The organism is bacterium (genome assembly GCA_030654305.1).
In the GTDB taxonomy this organism is placed as follows: domain Bacteria; phylum Krumholzibacteriota; class Krumholzibacteriia; order LZORAL124-64-63; family LZORAL124-64-63; genus PNOJ01.
Genome location: JAURXS010000354.1, coordinates 1 through 8,487, shown reverse-complemented (window position 1 = coordinate 8,487; position 8,487 = coordinate 1). Strand labels below are relative to the sequence as shown.

At 73.8% G+C, this 8,487-nt stretch carries 7 protein-coding genes; 6 read left to right on the top strand and 1 reads right to left on the bottom strand.

Annotated features, from left to right (window positions below; translation table 11 throughout):
- Positions 1 to 317 (top strand): hypothetical protein (locus Q7W29_10175; GenBank protein MDO9172186.1); only part of this gene is annotated, 317 nt, incomplete at its 5' end.
- Between the two features lie 113 nt (positions 318 to 430).
- Entirely contained in the window at positions 431 to 1,987 is a 1,557-nt protein-coding gene (locus Q7W29_10170; GenBank protein ID MDO9172185.1) for a hypothetical protein, read from the top strand.
- A 3-nt stretch (positions 1,988 to 1,990) separates the two neighbouring features.
- Here Q7W29_10170 and Q7W29_10165 read toward each other — a convergent pair whose 3' ends face one another.
- The gene (locus Q7W29_10165; GenBank protein MDO9172184.1) at positions 1,991 to 4,546 is read right to left on the bottom strand and encodes an alpha-amylase family glycosyl hydrolase; all 2,556 of its coding nucleotides are present in this window, start codon (positions 4,544 to 4,546) and stop codon (positions 1,991 to 1,993) included.
- A gap of 333 nt (positions 4,547 to 4,879) precedes the next feature.
- On the opposite strand from Q7W29_10165, the gene groES reads away from it, so the two are divergent.
- The 4 genes from groES to Q7W29_10145 form a co-directional block, all read left to right on the top strand.
- Positions 4,880 to 5,167, top strand: coding sequence for a co-chaperone GroES (gene groES, locus Q7W29_10160; protein MDO9172183.1), 288 nt, complete (start codon positions 4,880 to 4,882; stop codon positions 5,165 to 5,167).
- Between the two features lie 31 nt (positions 5,168 to 5,198).
- Positions 5,199 to 6,839 (top strand): chaperonin GroEL, encoded by a 1,641-nt coding sequence (groL, locus tag Q7W29_10155; protein MDO9172182.1) that lies wholly within the window; start codon positions 5,199 to 5,201, stop codon positions 6,837 to 6,839.
- A 98-nt stretch (positions 6,840 to 6,937) separates the two neighbouring features.
- Entirely contained in the window at positions 6,938 to 8,071 is a 1,134-nt protein-coding gene (locus Q7W29_10150; GenBank protein MDO9172181.1) for a glycosyltransferase, read from the top strand.
- Positions 8,061 to 8,487 (top strand): hypothetical protein (locus tag Q7W29_10145; GenBank protein ID MDO9172180.1); only part of this gene is annotated, 427 nt, incomplete at its 3' end. The genes Q7W29_10150 and Q7W29_10145, both read left to right, overlap by 11 nt.

Sequence of the window (8,487 nt, the reverse complement as noted above, 5' to 3'; positions counted from 1 at the left end):
CTCTCGCCGCCCGCGCGCTCGGCGAACGGGCCGCGCGCCTGCACCCGGTCGTGCCCGCGCCGGTGCCGGCCGAGGCGCAGCCCGACACCCACGGCGCTCTGGTCGCCGGCTGCTACCTCGTCGGCGTCCATGGCGTGGTCGGGACGGTCGGCGCGCTGCTGGACCGCCACGGCGCCCTGACCGTGGTGCTGACCGGCGGGCAGTCGGGCCTGCTCGGCGACGACGCGGCGCCCTTCCCCGGCACCGGGCGCTGGCGGCGCGACCCGCTCTGGACGTTGAAGGGCGCCGCGCTGCTCGGCGCCGCCGCCGGCCGCTGAGCGCGCCCGATCCTTGCTTGACGCTCGCGCGGCCATCCCCTTTGCTGATCGTCGGCGGGGCCGTGCGGCCCGCGCTCCCTGCCCGTCGCCGTCCCCTGGTCCGGAGGTCCGACATGTGCCGATCCCGCACCCGCGCGCGTTCCGTGTCCGTCCCGCCGACGCTCGCGCTGGCCTTGATCATGGCCCTGTCCCTGACCTGGCCGGCGTCGCGCGCCGCTGCGGCGCTGCCCGGCAAGGCCCCCGTCGATTCGCTCCACTTCCTGGTCGAGGCCGACGGCGCCAACGCGGGCTGGATGTCCGCCGTCAGGACCGTGCACGCGGACGGGCGCGTGGTCTACCGCGGCGGCGGCACCATCCGGGGCACCACGAGCCTGAAGTGGAGCCTGGAGATGACACCCGACCTGCGCAGCTACGTGCGCTCCTCCTCCTGGCTGAAGATGCCCGAGCAGGAACTCGAGATCGTGAGCGTCCACGTGCCGGACGGGAAGCCCCAGGTCACGGCCACGGTGAACGGGTCGCAGATGCCCGTGCCCGCCGAGAAGCTGCCCGCGCAGACGGTCTTCCTGCCGCAGGGCGCGGCCACGGCGCTGATGGCCCTCAGCGACCTGCTCGCGTCCCAGGACGCCGCGACCTACGTCGGGAACCTGTCGGCCACCAACGGCCTGCAGAAGCTGGACCTGGCCGTGCGCGGCCTGGGGAGCGGCACGCTCGCCCAGAAGGGGGCCGAGGTGCCCGTGCGCAGCTTCGAGCTGACCGTGACGCACAAGGACCTGAAGCAGCCGATCGTCCTGACGATCCACCAGCACCCCGACGGCAGCTTCTTCGGCGTCGAGACGCCCCAGAGCCGCATCCTGGCGACGGGCGGCGCGGCGGGGGGCGGCGCCGTCGCGGGACCCGGCGGCGTCGAGACGACGGTCGCCGCCGATGGCGCCGCGCTGGCCGCCACGCTGACGGTGCCGCCGCCGGGCAAGGACGCGGTCGCCGGGGTCGCGGGGGTCGTGCTGATCGCCGGTCCGGCGCAGTCGGGTCGCGACGCCACGGCCGACGGTTTCGGGTTCTACGCGCACCTGGCCGCGGAGCTGGCGGCGGCCGGCGTCGCCACGCTGCGCTACGAACCGCGGGCGCCCGTCGACGGCGCGCTGTCGCTCGAAGCCATGGCCGGCGACGCCGCCGCCGCCGCCGCTGCGCTGGGCGCGGCCGCCGGCGTGGACCCCGGGCGGATCCTGCTGCTGGCTCAGGGCGAGGGCGGCATGCTGGCCGGGGAGGCCGCCGCCCTGTGCGCGCAGGCCGGCCGACCGGTGCGGGGGATGATCCTGGTGGGGGCGACGACCTCGCCCGGCGCCGACCTGCACGCCGCGCAGCCGCGGCCCGCGGACGCGCCCTGGCTGGCGTCGTTCCTGGCCCGCGACCCGCGACCGTCGCTGCTGGCGGCGGGCCTGCCGCTGATGCTGCTGCACGGGGATCGCGACGACGCGGTCCCGTCCACGGAGGCGACGGCGCTGAAGGAGTGGCTCAACGCGCAGGGCCACCTGAAGGTGGCCTGCACGGTGGCGGCGGGCCTGAACCACTGCCTGCAGGAGGTGCCGGCAGCCGGCGGGCCGCCGGCGCCGGAGTGCGCGAAGGGCGTCGTCAAGCGGATCGCCGGGTTCGTCGCCCAGTGCACCCGCTGACGATCAGTTCCGCCCCGTGACGACCGGGTCGAGCAGGACCCGGCACTCGAACGGGGCGAGGGTGACCCGCAGGCCCCGCTCGCGCACGTCGGCGAGCGGGGCTTCCTGCGTGAAGCCGGTGCGCGGGTCGCGCAGGCGCAGCACGCCCGTTCCCGCGTCGGGCAGCGCCAGGGCCTCGGCCAGGGTGCCGGTCCGCAGGTCGCCGCGGGCGTTGCGGCAGGGCGCCGAGCGCAGCAGGGTCCCGGTGAGCGTCGCCGGCCCGTTGTTGTAGAGGACGAGGCAGCGCCGTCCGTCGCGCCCGTTCACGTGGGCGAAGACGTCCTCCTGCGCCTCGCCGTCGTCGTCGACCAGGTCGAACAGCCGGAACAGGTCGGCGCCCGCGAACAGCGCCCGCTCGCGCAGCAGCGGGAAGATCATCGTCGCCTGGTGCGCCAGGAAGCCCTCGTCGGGCGTCTCGTCGCGGTAGGCCCGCGCGTACTCCATGCCGTACTTCTCGGTGTAGCCCTCGAACTGGCCGTGCGCGAGCAGCGGCAGCCCCGGCAGCGTCGCCATCAGCGCGCACACGCCGAAGTAGTGCTCCCCCTTGCCGAACTGGCTCTCGGCGGTGGCCTCGTCGGGGTTGCTCATGAAGTTGACGAAGCGCTGCAGGATGGCCGGGTCGTAGGCCAGCACGTTCTTGAGGGAGCGGCGGTACTTGGCGTTGTCGCGGTCGCGCAGCATGTGCATGAAGGCGCTGTTGTAGACGCGGTGCATGCCCAGCGTGCGCACGAAGTAGCCCTCCATCAGCCAGAAGGCCTCGGCCAGCAGCAGCGTGTCGGGCGCCTCCTGCGCCACGCGGTCCACGACCTCGCGCCAGAACTCCCGCGGCATGGCCGCGTCGAACGCCTCCTGCGACATGGCATGCGCCGCGCGTCCGGGGATGTCGCTGCCCTCGCCGGGCGCCGGGTACCAGAGGCGGCGCACGTGGCGGCGGGCCAGCACCATGGCGGCGTCGAAGCGGATCACGGGGAAGCGCCGCGCCACGGCCAGCACTTCCTGGATCACGGCCTCGCGCGCCGCGGGGTTCAGGTAGTCGATCTGCGCGGTGTCGTTCCACGGCATGCTGGTGCCGTCGTTGCCGTGGTAGATGTAGCGGGCGCGGCCGGTGGCGCGGTCGGTCCGGCGGAAGACGATCGCGGCGTCGCTGTGGTCGGCGTAGTGGTCCTCCAGGTGGATGGCCGCGCGCGGGTCGGACGAAAGGTCCTCGCCGGTGAAGGAATAGGCGGGGTAGGGCGGGTGGTCGAGGCCCAGGAACAGGTCGGGCCGCTCGACGACCCAGCGCCCGTCGAGGCCGGTGTGGTTGGGCACCATGTCGCCGGCGAGGCGCACGCCGCGCGCCTCGGCGCGGCGCCGCAGGTCGGCCAGCGCCTCCTCGCCGCCGAGGTCGTCGGCCACGCGGTACTCGTCCAGCGCGTAGGCGCTCGCGAGGGCCTCGGGGTTGCCGCGACGCTGCTTGATGGTGCGCGAGGCCCGGCTGCGCTGCCAGATGCCGATCAGCCACAGCCCGGTGACGCCGCGCGACGCGATCTCGTCCAGCTCCTCGTCGGGCACCTGGTCGAGGCGGGCGACGGGCCGGCCGTAGCGGCGCGCCAGCTGGTGGAGCCAGACGTGCGTGTTCTTGGCGAGCAGGACCAGGCTCGGCATCCACTCGCGGTCGTGGCTGTAGCGGACGGCCTCGTGCTCCTCGTCGCGGGTCGCGGCCGGCGCGCCGGCGACCGGGGCCGCCGTCTCGGCGAAACTGATCTCGGGCGCGGCGCCGGCGCCCTCGAAGCGGGCACGGCGCTCCTCGTGCAGCACGCCCGCGGCCAGCAGCAGGGGAGGGGCCCCGTCGCCCAGCCAGGGCGACCACGCCTCGTGGGCGCGCAACAGCTGGGCCAGCAGGTCGTCCGGCGCCAGTCGCTGCGGCAGCACGAGCAGCTCGGCCAGGCTGTCGACGTGCGCGTCGAAGGCCGGCAGTCGGCCGAGGTAGGCCAGCAAGCTGGGCCAGGCCCGCGCGTAGCCCGGCCGGGCGCGCAGGGGCGCGTCGTCGATCAGGTCGCGCACCGGGTCGAGGGCGCGGTTCCCGCCGGCGAGGCCCAGCAGCAGCAGGGGCAGCAGCCAGTCGGCGTCGGCGTCGACCCCGGCGGGCAAGTCTGGCAAATCGGGGCCCCCCGCGGCGGGAGGCCGCGCGCGCGTGTCCAGCGCCTGCCTCAGCGCGGCCACGGTGTCGCGGCCCAGGTCGTCCTCGAGCCAGCGGCGGGCCGCCCGCCACAGGCCGGGATCCCGGTCGGCGGCGAAGCGGCGCAGCAGGACCGCCGCCGCGGCCGTCAGCAGCACCAGCGCCTGGATCTGGCCGGCGTGGATCCAGGGGCCGCCGGCGGCCCGCCGGGTTTCGTTGAGCCGGGCGGCGACGTCGTGGGCCGCGCCGAGGGCGCGGGCGGGATCGGCGTGCAGGAGGTCGTCCCCCGCGGCGGCGAGGCCGTTGGGCTCGCCCAGGACGCAGGGCGGCAGCAGGTCGCGCAATCGGATCCGGTCGGGCATGCAGGCTCCCATCGGGGTCGGTGATCGGTCGGCTCCAGGGTAACGGACCCTGCGCCGAGTGCAAGCGCGTTTCGGGTCCGCTCGCGATCTTGGCTGCCAAACCCCTGCACGTCCGCGTGTTCCCGGCGCTCGTCCTCACCCTCGCCGCTTGCGCGGCGGCCCGGCGCGGGAGCACATGTGACATGATGTCATGTCTCTGGCGGGACGAATGGCAGATGCCGGGAATCGGAGTTGCAGGGCCTCGAGGGAGTGCTATATTCCCGCCCTGGCAATCACGGGCCGAGAGTGCTAACAGGCGGCCCTGTTCCCCAAAGGCAGAAGGAGGCGGAGAAGATGGCTCTCAGCATCAAGCCCCTTGCGGATCGCGTCATCGTCGAGCCGATGGAGGCCGAGACGATGAAGGGCGGCATCATCATCCCCGACACGGCCAAGGAGAAGCCCCAGCGGGGCAAGATCGTGGCCGTGGGTCCGGGCCGCGTCGCCGAGGACGGCAAGCGCGTGGCCCCCGAGGTCAAGAAGGGCGACGTCGTGCTGTACGGCAAGTACTCGGGCACCGAAGTCACCGTCGGCGACAAAGACTACCTGATCCTGCGCGAGGGCGACGTCCTCGCCATCCTCTAGGCATACGGACGACCGCAAAGGAGATTTCGACATGGCCAAGATGATCAAGTTCGACGCCGATGCGCGCGACAAGCTGAAGAGGGGCGTCGACCAGCTCGCCAACACCGTGAAGATCACCCTCGGCCCCCGCGGCCGCAACGTGATCCTCGACAAGAAATACGGCTCGCCCATCGTCACCAACGACGGCGTGACCATCGCCAAGGAGATCGAGCTGCCCGATCCCTTCGAGAACATGGGCGCCCAGATGCTGAAGGAAGTCGCCAGCAAGACCAACGACGTGGCCGGCGACGGCACCACCACCGCGACCCTGCTGGCCCAGGTCATCATCCGCGAGGGCATGAAGAACCTCGCCGCCGGCGCCAACCCGATGTACATGAAGAAGGGCATCGAGGCCGCCACCGCCGCCGCCGTCGATTCGCTGAAGAAGCAGTCGAAGGTCGTGCGCGACAGCGCCACCATCGCCTCGGTCGCCTCGATCTCGGCGAACAACGACGAGTCGATCGGCAAGATCATCGCCGAGGCGATGGAGAAGGTCGGCAAGGACGGTGTCATCACCGTCGAGGACGCCAAGGGCACCGAGATGGAGCTGGACGTCGTCGAGGGCATGCAGTTCGACCGCGGCTACCTCAGCCCGTACTTCATCACCAACCCCGAGACGATGAAGGTCGAGCTGGACGAGCCCGTCCTGCTGGTCCACGACAAGAAGATCAGCACGATGAAGGACATCCTGCCGATCCTCGAGAAGGTCGCGCAGATGGGCCGCCCGCTGCTGATCGTCTCCGAGGACATCGACGGCGAGGCCCTGGCCACGCTGGTCGTCAACAAGCTGCGCGGGACCCTGCAGGTCGCCGCGGTCAAGGCGCCCGGCTTCGGCGACCGCCGCAAGGCGATGCTCGAGGACCTGGCCGTGCTGACCGGCGGCCGCGTCATGTGCGAGGACGCCGGCCTGAAGCTGGAGAACACCACGACCGCCGACCTCGGCCGCTGCTCGAAGGTCACCATCGACAAGGACAACACCACGATCGTGGGCGGCAAGGGCAAGTCGGCCGACGTCAAGGCCCGCATCCAGCAGATCCGCACCCAGATCGAGGACACCACCAGCGACTACGACCGCGAGAAGCTGCAGGAGCGGCTGGCCAAGCTGGCCGGCGGCGTCGCGGTCATCCGCGTCGGCGCGATGACCGAGTCCGAGATGAAGGAGAAGAAGCACCGCGTCGAGGACGCCCTGTCGGCCACCCGCGCGGCGGTCGAGGAGGGCATCGTCGCCGGCGGCGGCGTGGCGCTGCTGCGCGCGGCCAAGGCCATCACCGACCTGAAGCTCGAGGGCGAGGCCGCCGTCGGCCGCGACATCGTGGCCCGGGCGGTCGAGGAGCCGGTGCGCATGATCGCCGAGAACGCCGGCGTCGAGGGCTCGCTGGTCGTCGCGCACCTGCGCGCCGAGAAGAAGGCGACCGTCGGCTTCAACGCCGCGAAGATGATCTACGAGGACATGTTCGAGGCCGGCATCATCGACCCGGTCAAGGTGACCCGCTCGGCCCTGCAGAACGCCGCCTCGATCGCGGCGCTGCTGCTGACCACCGAGGCCTGCGTCACCGACGAGCCGGAGAAGGACAAGCCGATGTCCGGCGGCGGCGGCGGCATGGGCGGCATGGGCGGGATGGACATGATGTAGTCCGTCACGCACCGCGCGACGCGAGGGCGGTCCCCCGGGGGCCGCCCTCGTCTTTTTGTGCTGGCCGGCCCGCCGCCATCGGCTACTGTAGGCGGACCATGCGCATCCTCCAGATCGGCAAGTACTACCCGCCCGCCAAGGGCGGGATGGAGACGGTCCTGGCCGCGATCACCGAGGGCCTGCTCGCCCGCGGCGAGGCGGTCGACGTGCTGGTGGCGTCCGCGGATCGCGCCACGGCCCGCGCCGCCCTGGCGCCGGGGTCGGGCGGCGAGCTGGTGCGCTGCGGCGTGGCCGCGACCCTGGCCTCGCAGCCGCTCATGCCGGACCTGGCGGTCGAGCTGCGGCGCCTGCTGCGGCGCCGCCCCGACGTCGTCACCCTCCACTGGCCCAACCCCCTGGCCGCTGCGGCGCTGCTGCTGCTCGGGCGCGAGCTCGGCGGGTCCCGGCTGACCGTGTGGTACCACGCCGACATCACGCGCCAGAGGCTGGGCGGCGTCCTGCTGCGCCCGCTGGTCCGCCGCCTGCTGGATCGCTGCGACGGCGTCGCGGTCTCGACGGCGAGCCTGCGCGAGCAGTCGCCGCTGCTGGCGCCGCACGCCCCGCGCACGGCGGTCATCCCCTTCGGCATCGACCCCGTCCCGTGGCGCGCGTCGTCGCACCCCGGGCGCGGCCCCCTGCTCTTCGTCGGCCGGCTGGTCTACTACAAGGGCGTCGAGGTGCTGCTCGAAGCGGTGGCGCGCCTGCCCGGCGCGGAGCTGGACATCGTGGGCGACGGCCCGCTGCGCGCCGCGCTGTCGCGCCGCGCGGCCCGCCCCGATCTCGCGGGGCGGGTCCGCCTGCGGGGCGCCCTGGACGACGCGGCGCTGCGGCCGCTGATGGGCGGCGCCGCGGCGCTCGTGCTGCCGAGCCTGATGCGGGCCGAGACCTTCGGCCTGGTCCAGCTCGAGGCGATGTCCGCCGGCCTGCCCGTGGTTGCCACGCGCCTGCCGACCGGCGTCGCCGAAGTGACGGTGCACGGCGAGACGGGCTGGCTCGTGACGCCGGGAGATCCGGCGGCGCTCGCCTCGGCGCTGGCCGAGCTGCTGGCCGACCCCGCCGAGGCCGCGCGCCGGGGGGAGGCGGGTCGGCGGCGGGTCGACGCCCTCTACCACCGCGACCGGATGGTCGCGTCGCTGGCGGCGTGGTACGCGCAACTGGTCGCCGCCCCGGGAGGCGGTCGCGATGGGCTTTGAGTTCCTCGTGCCCTGGCACGCCTTCCTGCCGCGCGACGGCGGCCACGTCGTGGTCTGGTACGGCCACGAAGACGCGCTGCGGCTGCGCGATGCCGCCGCCGCGGCGCTCGCCGCCGAGGGCGTGGCGTGCCGGTGCTGCGGGCTCGGCGACGGCGGTCCTGATGCGGCGGCCGTCGACGACCTGGCCGGGGAGCAGCCAGGCAGCGTGGTGCTGGCGGCCGCCGCGACGGCGGACCCGGTCCTGCCCGCGCGCACGTCGCTGGTCGTGCCGGTCGTGCCGCTGACCGGCTTCGCGGAGCGCGGCTGGGACGGGTTGACGGACGTCGTCTGCGGACCGGCGGGCCTGCTGTCGCGCGCGGCGGCGGGCACGCCCGCGGCCCCGGCGCTGCTGCGGCTCGACGACTGCCTCGACAGCA

Coding starts and splice junctions, on each gene's coding strand:
- Q7W29_10165 (MDO9172184.1), bottom strand. CDS start 4,546: ATGCCCGACCGGATCCGATTGCGCGACCTGCTGCCGCCCTGCGTCCTG.
- Q7W29_10170 (MDO9172185.1), top strand. CDS start 431: ATGTGCCGATCCCGCACCCGCGCGCGTTCCGTGTCCGTCCCGCCGACG.
- groL (MDO9172182.1), top strand. CDS start 5,199: ATGGCCAAGATGATCAAGTTCGACGCCGATGCGCGCGACAAGCTGAAG.
- Q7W29_10150 (MDO9172181.1), top strand. CDS start 6,938: ATGCGCATCCTCCAGATCGGCAAGTACTACCCGCCCGCCAAGGGCGGG.
- groES (MDO9172183.1), top strand. CDS start 4,880: ATGGCTCTCAGCATCAAGCCCCTTGCGGATCGCGTCATCGTCGAGCCG.